Raw genomic sequence first — 21,328 nt, 5'->3', positions numbered from 1 at the left:
GATTATTCCTGCACCGACACCCAGCCCCCGACCGAGGTTCCCGTGGCCGACCCTACGACCAGCCCCGCAGTCCCGGGCCGATTCCGTGCTGCGGCCGTGCTGGTGGTCGGGGTGGCCCTGTCCCTGGTGGGGTTCTTCCTGGCCCGGGACGCCCACTACCGCCAGGTGGAGGGGCAGTTCCGCGAGGCGGCCCGCGACCGCGCCGAGAGCGTGGCCCAGGGCCTCCGCCACAGCTTCGAAGATGTCCTCGTGCTCCGGAGCTATTTCGAATCCAGCGACGAGGTGAGCCGGGCGGACTTTGATGCCTTCACGGCACCCACGCTCGCCATGCATCCCTACACGCAGGCCTTCCAGTGGCTGCCGGAGGTGGGGCCCGAGAACCGGAGCGCCCTTGAGGCGGAGGGCCGGCGCTACCAGCCGGGGTTCCACTTCTTCTGGAAGGACGCCGGGGGCCGGAATGTCCCGATCCCTCCGGAGGCCCGGTTCCACGCCGTCCATTACGTGGCCCCCTACCGGGGCAACGAGGTGGTCCTGGGCTATTCGGCCGAACACGTGGCCACCCGCCAGGAGACGCTGGACCGGGCCCGGCGGACCGGTGAGGTCGCCGCCAGCGGCCGGATCCACCTGCTCCAGGAGACCGGGATGCAATCGGGGATCCTCGTCATGGCGGCCGTGCGGGATCGGCAGGGCCGCGCCACGGGGGTGGTGCAGGGGGTCTTCCGGGCCGGGGACCTGGTGCAGAAGTCCATCGCCATCCTGGAGCCGCGGGGGGTGGACCTGCGCCTGCTGGACGACAGCGCCCCGGAGGCCGAGGCTCTGCTGCATCTGGAGCCTTCGCCGCTCGCGCCCATGGGGAAAGGCGGTCCTTCCCGGCTGCGGCATGCCCTCGGCTTCGACCTGGCGGGGCGGCGCTGGGAAGTGGTCGTCACCCCGACACCGGGCTACTTCACGCTGGAGGCGGGGTGGCGGGCCTGGGGCGTCCTGGCCGGAGGGCTCGCCTTCAGCCTGGTCCTCGCGGCCTACGTGCGGGCCCTGCTGGCCGGCCAGGCCCAGATCCGCACCCAGGTGGAGGTCCGGACCCGCGAGCTGGCCCTGGAGACCGAGAGCCATCGCCGCGATGCCCAGGCCCTGCGGGAGAGCGAGGCGCGGTTCCGCCACCTGGTGGAGGTGATGGGTGAGGGCATGTGGGTGGTGGATCCCCAGGGGATGACCACCTTCGTGAACCGCCGCATGGCCGAGATGCTGGGGTACACCCCGGAGGAGATGGTCGGCCGGCCCCTCAACGCCTTCCTGTTCGAGGATGAGGTGCCGCTCTCCCAGCGCAACCTGGCCCAGCGCCGCGAAGGCATCGCCGCGCAGCATGACTTCCGGTTCCGGAAGAAGGACGGCTCGGAGATCTGGACCATCGTGACCGGCAACCCGGTGTTGGACGAGGAAAAGCGCGTGGTGAGCGTGCTGGGCATCATCACGGACATCACGGAGCGGCGGCAGGCCGAGCAGGCCCAGCTCCAGAGCCAGAAGCTGGAGAGCCTCGGGGTGCTCGCCGGGGGCATCGCCCACGACTTCAACAACCTGCTCACGGCCATCCTGGGGAACATCAACCTGGCCCAGATGTGCATCCCGCCGCTGTCCCCCGCCCAGCCCTACCTGGAGAACCTGGAGAAGTCCGTCCACCGCGCCACCGCCCTCACGCGGCAGATGCTGGCCTACTCGGGCCGGGGCCGGTTCGTGGTGGCTCCCCTGGACCTGAACCAGGCCGTGGATGAGATGTCGCACCTGCTCGGGGTCTCCATCTCCAAGAAGGTGGCGCTCCGGTTCCAGCTGCAGCCGGGGCTTCCCGCCCTCATGGCGGAGGCCTCCCAGATCCAGCAGGTGGTGATGAACCTGGTGACCAACGCCTCCGAGGCCATCGGCGACCGCGAGGGCATCGTCTCCATCCGGACCGGCACGCAGACCTTTGGCGAGGCGGACCTGGCGCGGGACTTCCCGGGCCAGCCCATCGAGCCGGGGACCTTCCTCACGCTGGAGGTCTCGGACACGGGCCAGGGCATGACCCCCGAAGTGCAGGCCCGCATCTTCGAGCCCTTCTTCACCACCAAGTTCACGGGCCGTGGCCTGGGCCTGTCGGCCATGCAGGGCATCGTCCGCGGCCACAAGGGCGGCATCCGCGTCTACAGCGAGGTCGGGAAGGGCACCACCTTCAAGCTCATCTTCCCCGCGGGGCTGGAGGCCGCGCCCCCCTGGCCGGCCGAAGGCGAGCCGGAGGGGTGGACCGGCTCGGGCACCATCCTCGTGGTGGATGACGAGGAGAGCGTGCGGGCGGTGGCCGAGGCCCACCTCCGGTCCATGGGCTTCGACGTGATCCATGCCAGCGATGGCCTGGAGGCCCTGGAGCAGTTCAAGGCGCGGCGCGGCACCATCCGGGCCGTACTTATGGACCTCACCATGCCGCATATGGACGGGACCGAGACGTTCCGCGAGCTGCGGCGCCTGGACCCCCAGTGCCCCGTGGTGCTCACGAGCGGGTACAACGAGCAGGACGCCATCCAGGACTTCCAGGGCAAGGGGCTCGCGGCCTTCGTGCAGAAACCCTTCCAGCGGGCGGACCTGGTGAAGGCCCTGCGGAGGGCGCTGGAAGGCTGAATCAAGCCGGCCGCAGCCCCTGCAACGCCTTGGCCAGGGCCTGCACCTGGGCCTCCTCCAGATGGGCTCCGGTGGTGATCCGCAGGCGCGCCGAGCCTTCGGGCACGGTGGGGGGACGCACTGCGCGCACGTCGAAGCCCATGGTCTGCAGGCGGGAGGCCAGGCGCACCGCTTCGGCGTCCGGCCCCACGGGCACTGGGATGATGGCCGAGGGCAGGTCGGGCTGGCCCAGGGCGTCCCGCAGCCCGCGGGCGAAGGCCAGGGCCCGCTCTCGCCGCCAGGGTTCGGCCCGGGCGAGGCGCGCGCCCTCCAGGGCTGCACCCACCACCGGCGGGGGCAGGGCCGTGGAGAAGATGAAGCCGCGGGCTGTGTTCAGCAGGTGCTCCCGCAGCAGGGCGTCGCAGCAGACGAAGGCCCCGAAGGCGCCCAGGGCCTTCCCGAGCGTGCCCATGACCAGGGGCACCCGGCCGTGGACGCCCTGGAGCTGGGCCAGGCCGGCGCCATCCGATCCCAGCAGGCCCGTGGCGTGGGCTTCGTCGATGAGGAGCAGGGCGCCGTGGCGCTCGCAGAGCTCCAGCAGGGCCGGCAGGTCCGCCCCATCGCCGTCCATGCTGAACACGGCGTCCGTGGCCACCAGGGCCAGGCCCTCCGCGGGCGCTGAGGCCCGCCAGGCCGCCAGCCGCTCCGCCAGGTCCGCCAGGTCCAGGTGCCGGTAGATGCCCAGGTGGGCGCCCCCCGCGCGGGCCAGGCGGCAGCCGTCCACCAGGGAGGCGTGGTTCAGGGCATCGGAGAAGACGGCGTCGCCCGGGCCCGCCAGGGCGGGGAGGAGGGTGGCGTTGGCCTGGAAGCCGGTGCTGAAGAGGAGGCAGGCCCCGGTGCCCTTCCAGGCGGCGACGGCGGCCTCCAGCTCATCATGGAGGGGCGTGGTGCCCCGCAGCAGTCGCGCGCCCCCCGTGCCGGAGCCATGGTCCCGGGCGGCCCTCGCCGCGGCCTCGGCCAGGCGGGGGTCCCGGCGCAGGCCCAGGTAGTCGTTGGAGCAGAAATCCACCCCCGCGGGCGGCAGGATGGCCCGGTCCCGGCCCAGGGTCCGGCGCTGTTCGGCCTGCTGCTGGAGGCGTTGCCGCCAGGGGGGGGGGATCATGGAACCTCGGGGTCCTTGGAGGCAGGGTAAGGGTGGGGGGAATGTTAGGATCTGAGGGGGATCCAACGCGGATCTCCCCTGGAGCGTGGCATGGATTATCAGCAGTCGTGGCAGGGAGCTTCCACCGGAGCGCAGTCCCGCGTCGATTTTGTCCGAAGCGTGTACCTGTGGCTCATGGGCGGCTTCGCCGTGGCGACCCTGGGGGCCCTCAGCGCGCCCCTGGTGGGGAGCGCCCTGGTCTCGGTGGCGGGCCGCTTCTGGTTCTGGGTCCTCTTCGGTGTCCAGTTCGGGACGCTGATGTTCGCCTCCCGGGTGAGCCGGCGGAAGCCCCTCAACCGGGTCGCCTATGTGCTCTTCACCTTCATCTCGGGCGTCATCGCCGGCATCGTGGCGCTGGCGCTGGCGCAGGGCGCCGGATTCAAGCCCGTCTTCATGGCCTTCGGCCTCACGGGCGTGGTGTTCATGACCCTGACGGTGACGGCCTTCGTGTCCAAGAAGGACTTCAGCTTCCTGCGGAACTTCGTCATCGTCGGCATCGCCGTGATGTTCTTCGGCAGCCTGGCGGCGGCCATCTTCCACCTGGAGACTTTCAGCCTGATCATCTCCGGCGTGGCGGTCATCGCCTGCTCGGCCAAGCTGCTCTGGGACACGTCCGCCATGCTCCGCACGGACGACTTCGGCGATCCCGCCGGCTTCGCCCTGGCCCTGTTCGTGAGCCTCTACAACATCCTCATCTCCCTGATGAACCTCCTCGGCGGACGGCGCCGCTAGCGGCCGTCCCAGCACTCAAGGAAACCCATGCTCCGTGCCTCCCTGATCTCCCTGATCGCCCTTGGTGTCGTCGCCCAGGAGCCCGCCAAGGCGCCTGCGGCCCCGGCCCAGGCGGCCGCCCCGGTTCCCGCTCCTGCCCAGGCCCCCGGGCCCAAGCCCGAAGAGGTGGTGCTGGCCAAGGTGGGCGGCGAGCCCATCACCGAGGCCGACTTCCAGGCCGCGTTCCGCCTGCTGCCCCAGCAAGAGCAGATGCAGATCCTCATGCTCCAGGGGGGCAAGGAGGAGTTCGTCAAGCGCATGGCCGAGAGCAAGCTGCTGGCCGTGAAGGCCAAGCGCATGGACCTGGACAAGACGCCCGCCTTCCAGCGGGCCCTGGACCGCACCAAGGACGACCTGCTGGCCCGCGAGTTCCTGGCCAAGGAGGGCGAGTCCCTCCAGAAGAAGCTCGTGGTCTCCGAGGCGGATGTGCAGGCCTTCTACGAGAAGAACAAGGACCGTTTCAAGCAGCCCGAGCTCGCCAGCGTCCGCCACATCCTGGTGTCCGTGAAACAGGAGGGCAAGGCCGAGGGGATGACCGAGGCCGAGGCCAAGGCCAGGGTGGCGAAGATCCAGGCCGAGCTGAAGAAGGGCGCCAAGTTCGAGGATCTGGCGAAGAAGTACAGCGATGATCCCGGCAGCAAGGAGAACGGCGGGCTCTACGAGGATGCCGACCCCTCCTCCTGGGTGCCCGAGTTCGGCACCGCCGCCCGCACCCAGCCCATCGGGAAGGTGGGGGCTCCGGTGAAGACCCAGTTCGGCTACCACCTCATCAAGGTGGAGAGCCGCAAGGCCGCGCGGCAGGTGCCCTTCGAGGAGGCCAAGTCCGTGGCTGAGCAGGGGGCCCAGCGCGAGCGGCAGGCCACGGTCTGGGACGACCTGATGCAGGGGCTCCGCAAGGAGATTCCCTTCGAGCTCACCAAGCCCGCCCCGACGGATGCGCCCGCGCCGAAGGCTCCCGCGGCTCCCAAGACCGAACCCAAGACCGAACCGAAGCCTGACGCGACCCCCAAGGGAGGTGCCCGTTGAAGGCGCTGAATTCCATCCTGGCCCTGGCGTTCCTGGCGCCCGCGGGGCTGATCGCCTCCGCCGAAGTGCGCGAGGAGATCCTGGTCATCGTGAACAGCCACATCATCACCCGCCGCGACCTCAACCAGGCCGTGGAGCAGCAGCACGCGGCCCTCTACCGCCAGTTCGCCGGCAAGGAGCTGGACGAGAAGCTGAAGGATGCCCGGGAGAAGACGCTGCAGGGCATGCTGGACGCCTATCTGCTGGAGGACAAGGGCGCCGAGCTGGGCTCGCCGGTCACGGATGACTACGTCCGCGCCAGCATCGACAGCATCAAGAAGGAGAACAACTTCGCCACGGACGCGGACCTGGAGCGGGCTCTGCGCAGCAGCCTTGGCATCGGCCTCCCCGAGTTCATGAAGCGCCAGAAGCAGCAGGCCACCCAGCAGTACGTGCTCCAGCGCGAGGTGTTCTCCAAGGTGGCGGTGGAGGACAACGAGCTGCGGGCCTACTACGAGGACCACAAGGAGGAGTACCGCCTCCCCAGCCGCTTCCGCATCCGCGAGCTGGTGCTCGCCAAGGGCGCCACCGCCGAGGATCAGGCCGAGGCCCGGAAGAAGCTGGAGGCCATCCAGGCCGAGCTCAAGGCCGGCAAGTCCTTCGACGAACTGGCCCGGCAGCACTCCGTCAGCCCCAGCAAGGCCACGGGCGGCGACCTGGGCTGGATGAACAAGGGCTTCCTCCGCGCCAGCATCGAGGACGCCGCGGTGAAGCTCAAGCCCGAGCAGGTCTCCGCCCCGATCGAGACCGACAAGGACCTCTACCTGGTCCAGCTCATCGCCCTGGAGGATGCGCCGGTGAAGGACTTCGCCGAGGTGAAGCCCAAGATCCTCGAGAAGCTCCAGGAGCCCAAGGCCCAGAACGCCATCGAGCAGTACCTCTCGAACCTGCGGATGCGCGCCAACATCCGCTACCTGGTGCCCCGGGAACAGATCCTGAAAGGCTGATGCCGTGCGTCTCGACGCCTTCCTCAAGAAGAGCCTGCTCATCAAGCGGCGCGAGCTGGCCAACCAGCTCTGCGACGAGGGCATGGTGCGCGTGAACGGCGTGCCACGGAAGGCCAGCCACGACCTGAAGGTCCAGGATGAGCTCGAGTTCCCGCTGTACAACCGGGTGCTGAAGGTGCGGGTGCTGAACCTGCCCGAAGGCAACGTGAAGAAGGCCGACCAGTGGTCGCTCTTCGAGGTGCTGGAGGACAAGCGCCTGCCCCTGGACCTGGGGTACGGCGACGAGGATCCTTTCGGCCCGCCGCCCAAGGTCCCCCGCAGTCATTGACAGCCGCTGTCGCATCAGCTGTCTGAGCTTGATGGGACAAAGGGAGCGCCCATGTCCGACCAGCCGATCCTCCTCCGGAACCTGAAGGAAGGGGCGTCCTTCCAGGGTTTCCTCCTCGCCCAGGAGGCCGCTTTCAAGATCAGCGCCAAGGGCAGCGAGTACCTGGAGCTGAAGCTTTCGGACGCCTCCGGCGACCTCAAGGCCTTCCTGTGGGACGTGCGGGCCATCGAGGGCGACATGGAGGCCGTGCGGGCCGATGCCTTCCTCTGGGTGAAGGGCTCGGTGACCAGCTACAACGGGCGCCTCCAGATGAAGCTCGACAAGGTGCGCTTCGCCCCGGACGCGGAGGTGGGCGATTTCTCCCGCTTCTTCCCCGTCAGCGCCCGGCCGGTGCCCGAGATGCTCGCGGAGCTGGACGCTCTCGTCGCTTCCGTGGAGGATCCCTGGATCCGCCGCCTGCTGGAGGCGCTGTTCGTGGCCGACGCGGAGCTCCGCGCCGCCTTCGCCCAGGCCCCGGCCGCCAAGTCCATGCACCACGCCCACTTGGGCGGGCTGCTGGAGCACACCCTGTCCGTGGCGGGCATGGCGGAGCGGGCCTGCGCGCACTACCAGGATCTGAACCGCGATCTGGTGCTGGCCGGCGTCTTCCTGCACGATGTGGGCAAGACCGCCGAGCTGAGCTACGAGCGCAGCTTCGGCTACACGGACGCGGGCAACCTGCTGGGCCACATCGCCCTGGAGGCCGACTGGATCAGCAGGGCAGTGGGCAAGATCCCCGGGTTCCCGGAGGATCTGCGCCTGCAGATCCTGCATATCGTCCTCAGCCACCACGGGCGCCTGGAGTTCGGCTCGCCCGTGCTGCCCAAGACCCCCGAGGCCCTGCTGGTCCACCACCTGGACGACCTGGATGGCAAGCTCGAGGTGATGTTCCGGGCGGCGGAGGATGCGTCGGACAGCGGCTCCTGGAGCCCCTACAGCCGGGCCCTGGACCGGATGATCTACCGGAGGCGCTGGCCAAAGGTGGAGTCTGTCGAAAAGTGATCAATTGCCTATCATGATTGACCAATTTCGAACACGTTCACGGTGATTTCACGGCCTCTGGGCAGGTCCGGCTCGGCAGAAGGTGAGAGGAAGTCCAGATAATTCAGATGATGTGCCAAACCTGCCGTGAGGGTGGCGCTCTGGCACGGCTCTGGCCCTGAGGGAAGGTCCCCACCTTTCCGAGGCATGCCATGAAGCTCTCCCGCAAGGCCAAGCGCTACGACGACTCCGTGCTCCCCGGCGAGTTCCAGGGCTTCGAAGCCTTCCACCGCGCCGATGCGGAGCTGGACGGCACCCTGGAGGGTTTCCTCCGGCGCGGCAAGGACGGGGTGCAGCTGGGGGAGATGGTCCTGGAGTGCCATGCCCCCAAGCGGCTCAGCTTCGCCAAGCTGAAGACCAAGGCCGAGATGCTGTCCGAGAACGTGAACTACCTCAAGGAGCGCCTGGAGATCGTGGACCACGACCGCCGCGGGATGTACATCCAGCTGCGCAGCCTGCCGCCCTACAAGGACGACACCCAGATCCAGTTCAACGAGATCAGCCTGGGCAAGAACAAGGTGGTGGTGAAGCGCATCGCCTTCTACCGCAAGGAGGAGGTCAAGCAGCAGGTGCCCCTCAACCTCACCGAGCTGGAGCTCAAGCGCCTCCTGTTCGATATTCGACAGGCGATTGCCTGATTGGCTATCTGCCGTCAGCTATCAGCTTTCAGTAACAGATCACGGGGCGCCGGATGGCGCCCCGCTTCTTTGGCTGACAGCCGAGAGCTGAGAGCTGACAGCCGTAAGTAAGCGGCCAACCTGAGTGTGATGCTCTGCTCGGCGGGGCCCGGACTTCGTTGGGGCCAGGGGCCAACTGTGGACGTTATGCTCTGCTCGACGGGTCCCGGTATTTGACGCTGCGCTGCAGCGCCAAATACCACCCGTCAGAGCATCGCCATCCAGCTGCCGCTCTCCCCCCCGCGGATGGGGCCCTCCGGCAGATCACTCTCCTTGAAGAGGAAGTGGCTGCTGTTCCAGCTGCCGCAGCTGTCGCAGCGGTCCACGTAGTCCTGAGTCTTGTGGCCGCAGACGGCGCACTCGAAGCGGAGCTTGAGGACGCCCAGGTTGCGGAGCAGCTGGCGGTACTCGTTCAGGGCCGCGTCCAGGCGGCCGCGCCGGCTGTGGATCTTGGCCATGAAGAAGAACAGGATGGGGCTGTAGACCACCTGGCTGCGAACCTCCTGGAAGAGATCCAGGGCCTCGTCCAGGATCTCCAGGCGGTAGAGCATCTTGCCCAGGAAGAACTTGGTGGTGGTGGCGTGCTTGGAGGTGGCGGCCACCCGCCGCATGACGGCGAGCCCATCCTCGGGCCGGCCCAGCTGGATGAAGTAGTCCTCGATCTCCTGGAGGAAGGTGCCTTCGCCGGTTTTGCGGAAGCCCTCCAGCCAGATCTCCAGGCCCTGGGCCTCCTGGTCCTGGAGGATCATGCAGCGGCCCAGGCTGAGGTAGGCGGGCACGAAGTCCGCCTCGTCCTTGATGACCTGCTGGAAGATCTGGGCGGCATCCTTGAACTGGTCCGCCTCCACCTTGGCGAGGCCCACCTGGTAGGCCAGGGCGGCGCCCTGGGCCTTCTCGCCCTGACTGAGCTCGCTGGCGAAGTAGGTCTGCAGCTTCTTGTGGGCCTCCATGGCCTCGTCCCAGCGCTGGGCGTCCATGTGGAGGACGCGCAGCCGCCGCCAGGCCCGGAGGGCCTTCTTGGGATGGCTGGAGGCCAGCTTGGTCAGCACGGTGACGGAGGCGTCGGGGTTCCGCGTGGCCAGGTGGGCCTCGGCCAGCTGATAGGCCGCCTCGACCAAGTCGGGCTCATCCTCGCAGAGGGCCTGGAACAGCTTCACGGCCTCGTCGGGGCTGCCGGTCTTCATGAGGATCTCGCCCATGAGCATGCGGGCGGGCACGTGCTCCTTGCGCTGGTCGAGGATGCTCTCCAGGATCTCCTTGGCCTCCCGCGGGAGGCCGTGGGCCACGAGGTCGCGGGCATCCTGCATGCGCTCGGAGATCCGCTTCACCAGCCGCGTGTCGGCGGAGGCGTTCAGCCCGCGCACCAGCCGCACCAGCTCCATGATGCCGGTGTAGAGGATGTTCAGCAGGAACCCCAGCAGGAAGGCCAGGAGGATGACGCTCTGGATCTTGATGTCCTCGCCGAAGATGACGACTTCGCGCACCAGCAGGTCGTGGTTGGTGAGGTACAGGTTGCCCAGTACGAACAGCACGAAGGCCAGGAGCACGAAGAAGAACACGTTCACAAGACGCATGGGCCGACCTCGAAAGCTGCGCCTAGCATGACACAGGTGGCGACTGGCTCTCAGCTGTCAGCTCTCGGCTGTCAGGCTTCGGCGGCCTTATCCACCCACTCCTTCGCGGCTTTCAGGTCCTCCCACACGGCGCGGCGGACGTCCTGGGTGTACTGGCGCAGGACGTAGGCGGGGTGGAAGGTGGGCATGACGGGGATCTCCCGGCCGCCGACCTGCACGCGCTTCCACTGGCCCCGGACCTTGGTGATGCCGTCGCTGATGCCCACCAGTTCACGCAGGGGGGTGGCGCCCAGGGTGACGATGACGGCGGGCCGGATCAGCTCGATCTGGCGGTGGAGGTAGCCGAGGCAGGCGCGGGCCTCGTCGGGGCTGGGGGTGCGGTTGTCGGGGGGGCGGCACTTCACCACGTTGGCGATGTAGGTCTCTTCGCGCTTCATGCCGATGGCGACGATCATCTTGTCCAGCAGGTCGCCGGCCTTGCCGACGAAGGGCCGGCCCTGGAGGTCCTCGTCCCGGCCGGGGCCCTCGCCCACGAACATGAGCCGGGCCCCCGGGTCGCCTTCGCCGAAGACGAACTTCAGGCGGCCGGGCCCCAGGGGGCAGGCCAGGCAGCCCTGGATGGCCCGCTCCAGGTCCGCGAGGGTGGCTGCGGCCGCCACGGCCCCCGGTGGCGGGCAACCGATGGCATCCGTGGGCTTGGCATAGGCCGCGGCAGGCGCAGGCGCGGGGGCTGGACCGGGCCGGGGCGCCGGGGTTGGCCGCGGGGCGGGGCGGGCGGCGGCCGGGAGGGTCGGCTCCGGAGCGGCGGCCACCGGTTCACGGACGAGACCCATCACCCCCAGGTCCTCCAGGGTGTCGCGCCAGGCTCGGAGAGGCTCGTCCATGGCTTCCAGCCTAGGAGCCCGTCCAAGTAATGGATAGGGGCTGCATTGATGGCAAAGGGCTTCCAGGCAAGGAAGCGGGCGCAGGGCGGTGTGGGTTCACCGTTCAAGCCCGGTAACGCAGCATGGAGGCCCTTTGCCATCAACCCTTCGGGCTGGGGTGGCAGCCGTCGGGAGGCCCTGTCAGGCTCCTCGACCTTGGACCCACCAAGGCCTTCGTCGCCTTCCTCGCCTCCCTCGGCTGGCGCCCCAGTGCAGCCCCCACCCTTTACTTGGACGGGCTCCTAACCCGGAACTTCCCCTCCGGATGGGGCATCCTAGAGCGTTGGAGTCCGTGCATGGAGCAGTCCCACCAGGAAACCCCGTTCGGCAGCCAGGAGGCCTTCCACGGCGCCTTCGCCGAGCTCTATCCCCGGCTGGTGAGCTATGCCCGCCGCTATGGGGCCACCTTCCCGGAAGACATTGCCCAGGAGGCCTTCGTCATCCTCATGCAGCGGGAGGTGCGGGTCGAGCACCCCACCGCCTTCCTGTATGGCACCGTCCGCACCCTCTCCCTGACCGAGCGCCGCCCCATGAAGAACCAGAACCTCAGCCTGGAAGCCGTGTCCGAGCCCGGCCTGGCCGGTGGCGCCGATGACCAGGTGCTGAACCAGGAGGTCCGGGAGCGCATGCGCCTGCTGTCGCCCACCTTCCGCGAGGCCCTGTGGCTCTTCGTGGTCGAGGGCCTCTCCATCCGGGAGATCGCGGATATCCTCGGCATCCCCGAGGCCACCGTGAAAACCCGCATCCACCGGGCCAAGGCCCAACTCAAAGATCAGCTCAATCCCACTGGAGGCGTGCATGTCCTGGTCTGATCCCGCTCGGCGTTTCGAACCCGCCGAGGATGTCCAGTTGCGGGCCGAACTCCGCGACCTCCTGGGCCTCGGGTCCGTGGCCGCCAGCGCCCCTGCTGCGCCCAGTCCCGAATTGGCCGCCCTGGCCGACGACCTGCGCCGGGAGGCCCAGCGCCGCCGCCGCACGGAGCGCAAGCGGCCCACCTGGGGCCTGCTGGCCGCCGCGGCCCTGCCTCTGCTGGCCGTCCTGGCCGGCCTGGGGACCTGGGGCTTCCAGCAGAAGCACCGCGCGGATGGCCTGGCCCTCCAGGCCCAGCGCCAGGAGCAGGAACTCACGCGCATGGCGGCCTCCCACGCCGCCGAGGTGGCCAGGGAGCGCCAGGCGAAGGAGGAAGTGCAGCAGCAGCTTCAGTTGGCATCGAAGCAGGGGGGGCGGAAAGCCGAACCCTACCTGGTCATTCCCGTGGAGAAGCCCCTGAAATTCCAAGGTGACGACTACCAGCGGGTCAAGGCCAAGCCGCAGCAGTAGCTTCGGCACTGCGCGTCCGGGGGGATGGGCAAGCGAAGAGCCGGCCAAGCCGGCTCTTCGCTTGTCTCATCCTGCTTGGCTGTGATTGGCCGGGGTCCAGCCGCGCTCGTTCAGGAGCTTCACGCCCTGGATGCGGGTGAGGCGGAAGGCCATTTCTTCCTGGTGGAGGTGGCAGAAGGCCAGCAGGTGGTCCTCCTGGATGGTGCGCGGGGACACCCGCCGGAGTTGCGTGCGATGGGCGGCCGGGGGCAGGTAGGTGAGCTCGACCATGAGCGTATGCCCCGCGGCGTACTCGAGGATGCGCTGCACTTCTTCGGCCAGCTGGTCCTCGCCGCCCAGGTGCAGCATGGGGATGCGGCGCTGCACCTCCTGGTAGAGGGCCGGGTCCTCGTCGTGGAGCTTCTGGAGGGCCGAGCGCACCATCTGCTGCACCGGCTCCAGGTGGTGGTTCATGCCCTTCTCGTCCACGAAGGCCAGAGCCGCCAGGGCCCACAGGTAGAACTTCTCGTCCGAATCCACGCTCAGGGCCAGGAAGCGCCCGGGCTTGGGCATGAAGCCCGCCTGCTTGAGCAGGGCGTGGGCGTTGCCGTCCCCCCGCACTTCCAGGACGGTGTCGGACAGGGTGGCGAGCTTCAGGGGCGCCAGCTCGGGGCGCAGCTTCAGCTCGTCCGCCAGGTGGGCCGTGCGGGCCCGCACGAGCCGCACGCCCTGGTGCACTTCGACCTCGCCCACCCGGCGGGAGAGGTCCTCCAGCAGCTGGAGCAGGGGCTGGGGCAGGGTCTGCGTGGAGGCGCCCAGGCGCTGGCCCAGCTCCTCCAGGAGCACGCCGGCGTCCAGTGCGCGCACCAGCGTGGCGTGGCTCACGCGGAAGGTGCCCATGGCGTCCAGGGCCTCCACATCCGCCAGCTGGGCCAACTGGAGCAGGCGATGGGGGTTCTGGAGCAGGGGCGTCAGCAACTCCAGCGTGGGCTGCAGGACCATGGGCTGGTCGAGTTCCAGCGGCTGCCAGTGGGCGGCGGTGCCCTTCAGGTCGCGCAGCAGGTATTCGTGGGCCAGGGCCTCGCCGTGCTCGGTGAGCCGGAGGTGCGTGTAGCCCTCGTCGCCCTGGATGATGCCCATGCGCCCCAGGAAGGGGAGGAACACCATGCGGGTGCGCTCCTCGTCCAGGGGATGGAGGGTCTTGAGGAAGGCCAGGAAGGGCTGGACGGCCAGGGCCTGGCCCCGGCGCTCCAGCAGGTGCTGCATGAGGAAGTGGCGGTCTTCGGCGGGCGGCATGCCCCAGGCCTTGAGGTCGTGCTCCAGCAGGCTGGCGAAGGCGCGTTCGGCCACCCAGCGGGGGGGATGGCTGGTGACGGCGGGCAGCAGCGTCTCCACGCGGCCCTCGCGGCTCCAGAGCAGGCCCAGGCGGTGCAGCAGGGTGAAGAGCAGGGTGGCGTCTTGCTCCTCCTGGAGCATGGCGTTGCGCTGCATGAGCTGGCCCAGCTCCTTCTTGGCGGGCAGGCCGCCCTTCAGCACGCGCAAGCCCGCCACGCAGCGCAGCAGCACGCTCGTGAGGGCCAGGGAGAACCGGAACGGTTCGGCGGCCCGCAGCTTCACGCCTTCTGGCGCCTGGAAGTTGAGGGCGCCGTCGTCGAAGTCATCGAGGGCGTCGGCGACGCGCTCGGCCACGGCCCAGCCCTCGCCATCGGGCAGGATGAGCCCCAGTCCGCGGAGGGTCTCGAGCACCGGCGCGTCGGGCAGGGTGCCCTCGTTCGCCAGGTGTTTCAGGGCCACCAGGGAACCGCTGTCCAGGTCCGCCAGGGTGTCCGAGAGGCGCTTGTGGTCCTCCAGGTGGAAGACCATGGTCTTGAGCAGGCGTACGCGGCCCTCGGCCTCATCCTCCCAGCGGAGCGGGATGGGCAGGCGGCGGCGCTCGCAGATGGTCCTGAGCTGCTCATCCGAGCAGTTCGCGAGGAGCTGGTAGTGGGTGAACGCCATGGACACCTGGGTACAGATGATCCTCCAGTGTCCCACGGAACCCCGGAACGCTCACGCGAAAAAAGCGCCCGGCATGCCGGGCGCCTTCCGTTTCCGGATGCAAAGGTGGCGCTGCTAGTCGGGAACCTTGACCTGGAGGACCCGCCCGGCCGCACCGTCGCTGAGCGCCAGATCGAACCGCTGTGCCCGGGTGGCGAAGGTCTGGCGCCCCCCGGTGAGGATGGCGATGACCTCGCCCGTATCCGCGTCGCGGACGAGGGCGGCTGGATGGACCGTGGCATCCCAGGTGAGCTGGACCTTCTCCCCGGAGATGCGCTGCAGCTCGGGCGCCGCGGCGGTCCCGGAGGTGGCGCGGAGGCTGCCGAGGACCTTGCCGTCCCGGCGGACGTCCAGGCCGGCCACGGCGTCAAGCACCGCCGCGCCGAGAGGGAGGGCCATGACGAAGTGGCGCTCGTGCTCCCTGGGCCCGCAGCCCAGCTCCATCAGCTCGATGGGCGTGGTGAAGACGGGCAGGCCCTTCTGGTCGAGGCACTCGAGGATGTATTCCCCGGTCGCTGCGGGAGCGGACGGGAGCGCCCGGGTGCGGAAGGATGGAAGGAACTCCACCCGGCCATCCTCGTGGACGATCCCCCGGACCAGGAGGCACTCCTGGGCGCTGGCCTGGGCCTTGGGCAGGGGCGCATCCTCGGCCCCCACGCTGAGGAAGCCGCCGGTGGCGCCGCGGAAATCAAGGATCTTCTTGTAGACGTAGTCGCTGACCCAGTCGGGCGAGCAGTAGCCCATGATGTCCTTGTAGATGGACGGTGATTTCAGCTGGCCCGTGGTCGTGTCGTAGCCCCAGGCGCCGATGCCTCCGTCGGCGTAGGGGTAGGCGGGATCTGGATCGGCAGCGGCGCCGCAGGGGCTGTGAGAACGGCCCATGTTGTGTCCGGTTTCGTGGGAAAAGACCTCGGGGAAGTTCCCCCCGTCTTGATAACCGTTCTTGTCCCAGCCGAGGGCCGTTCGGAATTGGAAGGGGCCTGATGGAGCGTTGGGGACATACCCCATTCCCGCGATTCCAGAGCTGTAGGTGACATTGACCGCCCCGTAATAGTAACGATCCGAGGCGCCATCTATCTGGTGCTTGGTCGCGAGTTCGTTCAGGAGCGTGCTCCATTGGGTGGAGTCGGAAGTGAGAGTGGATCTCGAGGGCGTGAAGGTGGCCCCCACCATGACGTCGATCGATGCCACCGGGTACATCTTCGCCAGCCTGGCGACCCATGCGGCCTTGTTGGCCTCAGTGATATTCCCGGTGCCGCTAGCCAGGGCCACGGGGAAGATGGTGGTCCGGAAGATGGGGACCGTGGCGCCACTTAATGCTGCGGTGAAGAAATTGTTCGTTTCATCGGCTTCAACCACTGCATTCGCAGGATCCACCACAGCTTGGATGCTGTATCCAGTGCCCGTGGGTGTCACAAGGTCGGTGCCCGGAACCGGAAGATTCAAGCTGTTGTAAAGCAGACTTTCGTCAAGATAAATGGCAGTGGTGTACCCAGCGGATGCGACGGTCTTCGGATAGCCGACCACCGGCACGCCATTGTTCAGGAGGGTGACTTGGACCACCGGGAATACGGAATTCGGCTGGTTGGCCAGGACGAAGACCCGGATGAGCCCGTCCTTTCCGGCCACGATGGGCACTGCGTTGTCTAGGGTCTGGATGCTCTGGGTGAACACTACTTTCTCGATGTGGAGATCCAGGGTGGTGGCGGCGGAGTTAACGATGAAAGTCCGGGTGACGGTCCCACCTGGAGTCCGGACGATCAGATCGCCGGACGTCGCGCCGACGGGCACGGTGAAGTAGATCCGGTTGGCGCTGAGGTTCGCTTGGATCGCCTGGCCATTCAAGGTCAAGGTCGTTCCGGAATAGCCCAGGTAGGTCCCCATGACGAACACGGGTGTGCCCACCGGGCCCTGGGTTGGATACACGCTGGTAACGACCGGCGCGCCATAGATCACCGAGAAGGGCTGGGCGGAGACGCCAGTGCCCTGGGCATTGGAAATCTGGATGGGAGCGCTCCCGATGGCGTTGCCCGCGACGGATGCAGACACAGCCGTCCCGTCTGTGAGCGTGATGCCAGCCTCGGCCCCTCCGATGGTCAAGCTCGTCAGTCCAAAGAAGTTCATGCCGGTGATTTGGACCGTGGTTTCCCCTGCGACCCCGGAGGTGGGCGAGAAGCTGGAAATGATGGGCGCCAAATCGCCCAGGGGTGCTTGGATGTCGGCCGTTACGTCGTCCAGAAGGAAGCTGGTTGCGTTCTGGGCGTCTTCCTGGCTCTTGAAGGAGAGGCGAACCACGCGACCCCGGTACGCCAACAGGTCCACGGATCGTGCCGTGTAGCCCGAGACGTCTAGGTTGGTCAGGGTGAGCAGGGTCCCCAGGTGGGCGCCGGAGGTGTCCAGCACTTCGATGAGAACGGAATCTCTGGCCCCGCCCGAGGCCGGTTCAGCGGTGACGATCTTCATGTAGAACGTGGCCGTGGCGGATTGGGCGGAAGCGGGGATATAGAAATCCTGGGTGATTTGGTCCGAGATCGCGGACCCGTATCCCCCCAGCCAAGAGAACTTGCTTCCACCGTGGGGACCAATGCCAGGTTGGCTGGTGGATGCCCCCTGGATGATGCCCGTGTCCCCCTTCCAGATGACGGGGGAGGGCTGCTCGAAACCGGTGTTCATCAACACCTGGACCGTAGTGAATAGGGTGTAGATCTGGCCGGAGGTCGCGGTGCCCCCGGGCGTTGCCACTGAGATGCTGCCGGCTGTCAGGCCCGTGGGGGCCGTAGCCCGGATCTCCGTGTCGCTGGCGACTGTGAAAGATGCGGCGTTAAGGCCGTTGAACTGCACCTGGGTGGCCCCCACGAAGTGCGTGCCCGTGAGGGTGACCTGGGTCCCGACCCGAAGGTTGGCGGGCGTGAAGGACGTGATTGTGGGTGGTAGGGCTGGATCCACGGTGAAGGCTGGCGAGGCGGCCGAGCCCCCGGGAGTGGTGATCCGAATAGGGCCCGTGGTCGCCCCGCCGGGCACTACGGCATCGATTTCCGTGGCGCTGGTGGCTGTGAATGCGAAGGCCGGATTCCCATTGAAGGTGACGGCCGTGGCCCCGAGGAGGTTCGTTCCCGTGAGGACCACCGCGGTGCCAGGGCTCCCATGGCCGGGATTAACGGCACTGATGGCCGGGGTCACCGGAGCTGGCGGGGCAGATGAGCCGCCGCCTCCGCCGCCGCAGGCCATGAACGTGGTCATCAGGGCCAGGAGCGGGAGACGTCGGGTCGTAAAGGCGTTCATGGCGGCTCCTGGGCTGGGGTCCCGGATCCGTCCACGGGATCCAGGCGGCCCGGCGACTGGCGATTGCTTCGCCTATTGATGCACGAAGCGTCCATGGCGCCTAGCCCAGTTCCGGTCACTGGGCAGCGAGGGCTCCCACGGCCACGGTGATGGGGGAGGCGATGGTCCCGGTACCGTCGAGTACCTGACAACGGGTGGCGTCGGCGCTGAGGCTGATGGCGCCCGGAAGCTGGGACGCCCTAAGGTCCAGGGCCACCCGGAGTAGGGGGGCACCCAGGGAGACGGGGCTACCAGCGCCTTTCTGCGCCGCCGTGACCTGCAGGATGCCGGCGGTGACCTTGCCCTTGAGGATCTTGGGGTCACTGCCCAAGTTGAAGGCTGTACCGTTCTGTACGAAGGTGCCGGTGGGATCCGCGGCGGAGACGTTGGCCCAGGTCACCCTGGTGGCATCGGCGCTGAAGGTGGCGGTGACGCCGCTGCCCGTGGCGGAGGAAGGTCCCACGAGATCCATGACCAGGTGGGTGGCGGTGGAGAGGGCGGTGTTCTTCTTCAGCAGGTAGGTGCCGGAGGTGGGGTCCGTGTAGCCCAGGCTCGTGGCCGTGGGCGCCGGTGCGGGCGCTGATGAGCCCCCACCCCCCCCGCCGCAGGCCAGCATAGCCCCCAGCGCCAGCGCGGTGGAACCGGTGAGGAAGGTCTTCAGGTGGGTCATGATCGTTCTCCTCACAGGCCGGCAAGCAGAAGGGTGAGGTCCTTGTCATCCACCGTGCCGTCGCCGTTCAGGTCGCAAGTGGTGTTGGCGGTGCCGTAATACTTGGCGAAGAAGAGGAGGTCGCGCAGGTCCACCGTGCCGTCACCGTTCAGATCGAAGTTCAGGGCCGTGCGGATCTCCCACACGCCCCGCCCATAGGTCGCCGCTCGGACGAAGGTGCCGTCCGGGGCCAGGTAGAGGTCGCGCACGGCCACCAGGGGCATGTTGCTGCCGAAGCGGGCCCAGGTGGTGCCGCCGTCGCTGCTCACGTAGACGCCGAAGTCCGTGCCCGCATAGACCTTTCGGGCCGTGACGGGATCCGGTTTCACCACATGCACCGGAATGCCGAAAGGGAAACCGGTGCCCGTGTCGATGGCGGACCAGGTGGCGCCGCCGTTGGTGCTCTTCCATAGGTGGTTGGCCGTGGCGCTGGTGGCCACGGAGCCCACGTACACTGTGGTGACGGAGGCGGGATCGAACGCGATGCAGCTTAGGGAGGCCCCGGTTCCCGGCAGGCTCCCGGCCTTGGTCCAGGAGGAGCCCCCGTTGGAAGTGAGGTAGACCCGCGACTGGTTGGCGGCGATGCCCAGGGTGTTCGGGTCGCTGGGGGAGGCCGCCAGGCTGCGGATGAACAGCTCATTGGTCGTAGTGGTAGAGGACATGTCCAGGGGCGCCGGCAGGCCCGCGGTGCCCAGGGCCGCCCAGGCTCCGCCGAAATTGGTGCTTTGGTAGACCTTACCGTTGGTGGAGGTGTACACCACCGAGGGCCGCGCCTTGTCGCCAGGCGCGAGATAGGGGGCAAAGGGCGCGAGGTCCTTGTTGTTTGCCTCGGTGATTCCGGAAATGGACTCCACGAAGCTTTTGGGAGTGGCTCCGCCGTCCGTGGCCTTGTAAATGTCGGTGTAATAGAGGCTGCCGAGGACTTGGTTCCCGTCGGTGGGATGGAAGATGGTGGCGAACCCGTCGCCGCCGATCAGGTCCTCGAAGACCCCCTCGGTGCCCGTGAGCGATCCCCCTGCCGTGGCGGGCTGGCGCAGGCGGGTGCCGTTGTCCTGGAGGCCCAGGGAGATCCGCCACTTGGAATCGGCGGGGCTGGCCGCCGTGGTGGAGCCCACGTTGTAGGCCATGTGGGAGGCCAGGCCCAGGTTCCGCCGGTTGTCGAGGAAGGTCAGGTCGAAGGAGGATGTGGGGATGGTGGGCTGGAAGGGATCCCGCACCACGGCCAAGCCGCCATCATTGGCCACGTAGAGGGTGGCGCCGTCCGGCGACCAGGCCGTGGCATGGAAGTCGGCATGGGCATAGACATGGCCGCTGCCGTACCAGTGGGTGAGCTGGGCCCAGGTCGCGCCGCCGTCCATGGACCGGTAGAGGGCCAGGTTCGCCCCGACGAAGATCCGCGACGCGTTGTTGGGATCCACCGCGAGCCCGTGGTTGTACCAGCCCTGGCCGCCATCGCCGGTCATCTGGGGGCCCGTGCCCTGGAAGAGGCCTCCGGGCGCCGTGGGGGCCGCCAGCCAGGTCCAGGTGGCACCCTTGTCGGTGCTCTTGAGGACGCCCCGCGCGACCTTGGTGCTGCTGCTGGTGGTGTCCTCGAGGATGGCGTAGACCGTGGCGCCGTCATGGGCCGCGGCGGTGGTGATGCGGCCCGGCGTGAAGCTGAAGGTGGGCAGGGCGGCCTGGGTCCAGGTGGCGCCGGCGTTGCTGGAGTAGTAGATGGACCCGGCGCTCGCGGAGCCGCTGGTGGCCTCCACGGAGCAGACCAGGTCGGTGGCGGTGAGCTTCTGCAGGGACCAGACCTGGCCCGTGGCGGGCCCGCCCGTGGCGCCGGTGAAGGTGGCGCCGCCATCGGTGGAGATCCTGAGGCCGGCGTTCGTGGCCCACAGGACGCGGCTGGCATCCAGGGGGAGGATGGCGTAGGAGCGGGTGGCGGTGCCGAGACTCGAGGTGGGGGCGGCGGTCCAGGTGGTGCCGCCGTCGGTGGTCTTGAAGAAGCCGCGGCCCTCGGCATCGAAGAAATCGCCGGCGCCCAGGTAGAGGACGCTGGGATTCACCGGGCTCATGGCCAGGGCGCCCACGGCGACGTTGCCGCCACTGCTGCTGGTGGGTAGCGAATCCGTGACCGAGTACCAGGTCCAGGCGCCGGCCAGGGCGGGGTCCGCGTTGTCGCATCGGAACACGCCGCCGCCGCTGGTGGCCAGGTAGAGGGTGGGCGCGGTGGGGTGGGGCACGATGGCCACCGGGCGGCCGCTGTCGATGTCGGGGGTAGTGTTGGTGAGCTGCGAGAAGGGCCCCAGGTTGGTCCAGGTGCCGCCCACGCCCGCCGGGCCGGTGGCCAGGGGGGCGGCCAGGGTGGACCCGGCGGTGAACTGGAGGCGGCGGGGAGCCCAGGCCCCGGCCTCCCGCACGGCCACCTGGTTCTTGTAGTCCAGGTAGTCGGGGCTGGCCTTGCCGTTGAACCAGAAGAGATTCCAGTCCCGACGCAGATCCGCCCGGTCGTGGCCGCTGAGGGCATGGGGGCTCTTGCGGTAGGGCAGGTCCCGGCGGCGCTCGCCCGGGTTCCCCTCCTGGGCCGCCAGGCCGGACAGGGCCGCAGACAAGATGAGGAGGGAGAGGAACTTGGTCGCCCGGCCGTGCATGGCGTCTCCTGGAGGGATCCCCGGTGGCCAGGGTGGAAGCAGGAGCATGGGCCGGGGGGATCTCAAACTATACGACAGCAAAACCCCCGCGCCAGTTGGCTTTTCCTGCCCTGGGCCGGGTCTTCGGCCGGAGCCGCA

The 21,328-nt window shown here is 68.3% G+C and carries 16 protein-coding genes; 9 read left to right on the top strand and 7 right to left on the bottom strand.

Annotation, left to right across the window (positions count from 1 at the left end; genetic code table 11):
* Nucleotides 1–42 precede the first annotated feature (42 nt).
* Entirely contained in the window at nucleotides 43–2,643 is a 2,601-nt protein-coding gene (locus QSJ30_RS08235) for a CHASE domain-containing protein (RefSeq protein ID WP_285608242.1), read from the top strand.
* Between the two features lies 1 nt (nucleotide 2,644).
* On the opposite strand, the gene QSJ30_RS08230 is transcribed toward QSJ30_RS08235, so the two are convergent.
* On the bottom strand, nucleotides 2,645–3,784 hold the full coding sequence (locus QSJ30_RS08230) for an aminotransferase class I/II-fold pyridoxal phosphate-dependent enzyme (RefSeq protein WP_285608240.1): 1,140 nt from the start codon (nucleotides 3,782–3,784) through the stop codon (nucleotides 2,645–2,647).
* Nucleotides 3,785–3,874: 90 nt separating this feature from the next.
* Between QSJ30_RS08230 and QSJ30_RS08225 the strand changes: the two genes are divergently transcribed.
* The 6 genes from QSJ30_RS08225 to QSJ30_RS08200 all read left to right on the top strand — a co-directional run bounded on the left by QSJ30_RS08225 (nucleotide 3,875) and on the right by QSJ30_RS08200 (nucleotide 8,652).
* Nucleotides 3,875–4,555, top strand: coding sequence for a Bax inhibitor-1/YccA family protein (locus QSJ30_RS08225; protein ID WP_285608238.1), 681 nt, complete (start codon nucleotides 3,875–3,877; stop codon nucleotides 4,553–4,555).
* Nucleotides 4,556–4,582: 27 nt separating this feature from the next.
* A complete protein-coding gene (locus QSJ30_RS08220; protein WP_285608236.1) occupies nucleotides 4,583–5,620 on the top strand; it encodes a peptidylprolyl isomerase in 1,038 nt (345 codons plus the stop codon).
* Nucleotides 5,617–6,606 (top strand): peptidylprolyl isomerase, encoded by a 990-nt coding sequence (locus tag QSJ30_RS08215; protein WP_285608233.1) that lies wholly within the window; start codon nucleotides 5,617–5,619, stop codon nucleotides 6,604–6,606. Before QSJ30_RS08220 ends, QSJ30_RS08215 begins: the two co-directional genes overlap by 4 nt.
* 4 nt (nucleotides 6,607–6,610) lie before the next feature.
* Nucleotides 6,611–6,934 carry an RNA-binding S4 domain-containing protein gene (locus QSJ30_RS08210; RefSeq protein ID WP_285608231.1) on the top strand — a complete coding sequence of 108 codons (324 nt, stop codon included), beginning with the start codon at nucleotides 6,611–6,613 and terminating at the stop codon, nucleotides 6,932–6,934.
* A gap of 51 nt (nucleotides 6,935–6,985) precedes the next feature.
* On the top strand, nucleotides 6,986–7,975 hold the full coding sequence (locus tag QSJ30_RS08205) for a 3'-5' exoribonuclease YhaM family protein (protein ID WP_285608229.1): 990 nt from the start codon (nucleotides 6,986–6,988) through the stop codon (nucleotides 7,973–7,975).
* Nucleotides 7,976–8,166: 191 nt separating this feature from the next.
* Nucleotides 8,167–8,652 (top strand): hypothetical protein, encoded by a 486-nt coding sequence (locus QSJ30_RS08200; protein WP_285608228.1) that lies wholly within the window; start codon nucleotides 8,167–8,169, stop codon nucleotides 8,650–8,652.
* Between the two features lie 245 nt (nucleotides 8,653–8,897).
* Here the strand turns inward: QSJ30_RS08200 and QSJ30_RS08195 are convergent, their stop codons facing one another.
* Together QSJ30_RS08195 and QSJ30_RS08190 are read right to left on the bottom strand one after the other, a co-directional pair.
* A complete protein-coding gene (locus tag QSJ30_RS08195) occupies nucleotides 8,898–10,265 on the bottom strand; it encodes a tetratricopeptide repeat protein (RefSeq protein WP_285608226.1) in 1,368 nt (455 codons plus the stop codon).
* A 71-nt stretch (nucleotides 10,266–10,336) separates the two neighbouring features.
* Complete coding sequence (locus QSJ30_RS08190; protein ID WP_285608224.1) at nucleotides 10,337–11,149, bottom strand: uracil-DNA glycosylase; 813 nt, start codon at nucleotides 11,147–11,149, stop codon at nucleotides 10,337–10,339.
* A 335-nt stretch (nucleotides 11,150–11,484) separates the two neighbouring features.
* Here QSJ30_RS08190 and QSJ30_RS08185 point away from each other — a divergent pair, with 335 nt between their 5' ends.
* Together QSJ30_RS08185 and QSJ30_RS08180 are read left to right on the top strand one after the other, a co-directional pair.
* Nucleotides 11,485–12,000 (top strand): RNA polymerase sigma factor, encoded by a 516-nt coding sequence (locus QSJ30_RS08185; RefSeq protein ID WP_285608223.1) that lies wholly within the window; start codon nucleotides 11,485–11,487, stop codon nucleotides 11,998–12,000.
* The gene (locus QSJ30_RS08180; protein ID WP_285608221.1) at nucleotides 11,987–12,508 is read left to right on the top strand and encodes a hypothetical protein; all 522 of its coding nucleotides are present in this window, start codon (nucleotides 11,987–11,989) and stop codon (nucleotides 12,506–12,508) included. The genes QSJ30_RS08185 and QSJ30_RS08180 overlap by 14 nt, the downstream gene beginning before the upstream one ends.
* A gap of 66 nt (nucleotides 12,509–12,574) precedes the next feature.
* Here QSJ30_RS08180 and QSJ30_RS08175 read toward each other — a convergent pair whose 3' ends face one another.
* From QSJ30_RS08175 to QSJ30_RS08160, 4 genes are all read right to left on the bottom strand, one after another.
* The gene (locus tag QSJ30_RS08175; RefSeq protein WP_285608219.1) at nucleotides 12,575–14,485 is read right to left on the bottom strand and encodes a helicase-associated domain-containing protein; all 1,911 of its coding nucleotides are present in this window, start codon (nucleotides 14,483–14,485) and stop codon (nucleotides 12,575–12,577) included.
* Between the two features lie 114 nt (nucleotides 14,486–14,599).
* Nucleotides 14,600–17,806, bottom strand: coding sequence for an IPT/TIG domain-containing protein (locus tag QSJ30_RS08170; protein WP_285608217.1), 3,207 nt, complete (start codon nucleotides 17,804–17,806; stop codon nucleotides 14,600–14,602).
* A gap of 115 nt (nucleotides 17,807–17,921) precedes the next feature.
* The gene (locus QSJ30_RS08165; protein ID WP_285608215.1) at nucleotides 17,922–18,515 is read right to left on the bottom strand and encodes a hypothetical protein; all 594 of its coding nucleotides are present in this window, start codon (nucleotides 18,513–18,515) and stop codon (nucleotides 17,922–17,924) included.
* An 11-nt stretch (nucleotides 18,516–18,526) separates the two neighbouring features.
* Entirely contained in the window at nucleotides 18,527–21,190 is a 2,664-nt protein-coding gene (locus tag QSJ30_RS08160; RefSeq protein ID WP_285608213.1) for a dockerin type I domain-containing protein, read from the bottom strand.
* Nucleotides 21,191–21,328: the final 138 nt, after the last annotated feature.

Origin of the sequence: Geothrix edaphica, assembly GCF_030268045.1 — a bacterium.
GTDB classification, from domain to species: Bacteria; Acidobacteriota; Holophagae; order Holophagales; family Holophagaceae; genus Geothrix; species Geothrix edaphica.
Note: the sequence above shows the minus strand (reverse complement) of the source record. Positions and strands in the feature narration are given on the sequence as shown.

Bases quoted from the DNA above. Each gene is read 5' to 3' on its own strand.
- QSJ30_RS08190 (WP_285608224.1), bottom strand. From the start codon at position 11,149: ATGGACGAGCCTCTCCGAGCCTGGCGCGACACCCTGGAGGACCTGGGG.
- QSJ30_RS08225 (WP_285608238.1), top strand. From the start codon at position 3,875: ATGGATTATCAGCAGTCGTGGCAGGGAGCTTCCACCGGAGCGCAGTCC.
- QSJ30_RS08160 (WP_285608213.1), bottom strand. From the start codon at position 21,190: ATGCACGGCCGGGCGACCAAGTTCCTCTCCCTCCTCATCTTGTCTGCG.
- QSJ30_RS08175 (WP_285608219.1), bottom strand. From the start codon at position 14,485: ATGGCGTTCACCCACTACCAGCTCCTCGCGAACTGCTCGGATGAGCAG.
- QSJ30_RS08195 (WP_285608226.1), bottom strand. From the start codon at position 10,265: ATGCGTCTTGTGAACGTGTTCTTCTTCGTGCTCCTGGCCTTCGTGCTG.
- QSJ30_RS08180 (WP_285608221.1), top strand. From the start codon at position 11,987: ATGTCCTGGTCTGATCCCGCTCGGCGTTTCGAACCCGCCGAGGATGTC.
- QSJ30_RS08230 (WP_285608240.1), bottom strand. From the start codon at position 3,784: ATGATCCCCCCCCCCTGGCGGCAACGCCTCCAGCAGCAGGCCGAACAG.
- QSJ30_RS08165 (WP_285608215.1), bottom strand. From the start codon at position 18,515: ATGACCCACCTGAAGACCTTCCTCACCGGTTCCACCGCGCTGGCGCTG.
- QSJ30_RS08220 (WP_285608236.1), top strand. From the start codon at position 4,583: ATGCTCCGTGCCTCCCTGATCTCCCTGATCGCCCTTGGTGTCGTCGCC.
- QSJ30_RS08170 (WP_285608217.1), bottom strand. From the start codon at position 17,806: ATGAACGCCTTTACGACCCGACGTCTCCCGCTCCTGGCCCTGATGACC.
- QSJ30_RS08205 (WP_285608229.1), top strand. From the start codon at position 6,986: ATGTCCGACCAGCCGATCCTCCTCCGGAACCTGAAGGAAGGGGCGTCC.
- QSJ30_RS08185 (WP_285608223.1), top strand. From the start codon at position 11,485: ATGGAGCAGTCCCACCAGGAAACCCCGTTCGGCAGCCAGGAGGCCTTC.
- QSJ30_RS08200 (WP_285608228.1), top strand. From the start codon at position 8,167: ATGAAGCTCTCCCGCAAGGCCAAGCGCTACGACGACTCCGTGCTCCCC.